Below are 1126 nucleotides of genomic sequence, written 5' to 3'. Positions count from 1 at the left end.
AGCAGCAGTGCCAGCAGATCATCGCAGCGCTGGCGCCGCCATTGCTGCTCGGCTTGCTGGTGACGCTGGCTGACCAGCATTTCGGCGGTCATGCGCACCAGTTCGGCATAGGTGCGCAGCAATTCCGGCTCACCGGTAATGCCCAGCACGCCGATCAGGCGCTGGTCGTGCAGCAGCGGCAGGTTGATCCCGGGTTGCACGCCCTTGAGGTGCTTGGCGGTCTGGCCGTCGATCTCCACCACCCGCCCGTTGGCCAGCACCAACTGCGCGCCTTCGTGGCGGGTGTTGATCCGCTCGGGTTCGCCACTGCCCAGTATCAGGCCCTGGCTGTCCATGACGTTGACGTTATAGGGCAGGATCGCCATGGTGCGATTGACGATATCCTGCGCCAGGTCATGATCCAGCTCGAACATGGGGCTAAATTCCTGAAAAAAACCGGTTGTTCATAGGCACAGCGCAAACCATGCTTCACTGTGCGCGAGCACAAAGACAGCACCCCTTGAGGTGGCCGAGACTCGTTGGGCGATCAACGTTACCCTCGCATCGCGAAAAATCATAATAAAGAGAGACTGCCATGTCACAGAGCGCCGCTGTTACCCAGGCCACCGATGACGATAAAAACGCCGTATACAAGCGCATCACCCTGCGCCTGATCCCCTTCATTTTCATCTGCTACCTGTTCAACTACCTCGACCGCGTCAACGTCGGCTTTGCCAAGTTGCAGATGCTCGACGACCTGAAATTCAGCGAGACCGTGTACGGCCTCGGTGCCGGGATCTTCTTTATCGGCTACGTGCTGTGCGGCGTGCCGAGCAACCTGGCGTTGACCAAATTCGGTCCACGGCGCTGGATTGCGCTGATGATGATCGTCTGGGGCGCCCTGTCCACCTGCCTGTTGTTCGTTACCACACCGACGCACTTCTACGGCTTGCGCCTGCTGACCGGCGCCGCTGAAGCCGGGTTCTTCCCGGGCGTGGTGCTGTACCTCTCGCAGTGGTTCCCGACCTTCCGCCGTGGGCGGATCATGGCGCTGTTCATGTCGGCGATTCCGGTATCCGGCCTGCTCGGCAGCCCGTTCTCCGGCTGGATCCTCAACCACTTCGCCGCCGGCCCGGGCGGGCTTGCG

General features: G+C 61.2%; 2 protein-coding genes. One reads left to right on the top strand and one right to left on the bottom strand.

What is annotated here, in order from left to right:
- Window positions 1–413 (bottom strand): sugar diacid recognition domain-containing protein (locus HX846_RS36085; protein ID WP_306173204.1); only part of this gene is annotated, 413 nt, incomplete at its 3' end.
- Window positions 414–574: 161 nt separating this feature from the next.
- Here HX846_RS36085 and HX846_RS36080 point away from each other — a divergent pair.
- On the top strand, window positions 575–1126 hold a 552-nt coding region (locus HX846_RS36080), incomplete at its 3' end, for an MFS transporter (RefSeq protein WP_178967331.1).

The organism is Pseudomonas sp. K5002 (genome assembly GCF_013386655.1).
Taxonomy (GTDB): domain Bacteria; phylum Pseudomonadota; class Gammaproteobacteria; order Pseudomonadales; family Pseudomonadaceae; genus Aquipseudomonas.
This window is presented reverse-complemented; position numbering and strand designations above follow the sequence as displayed.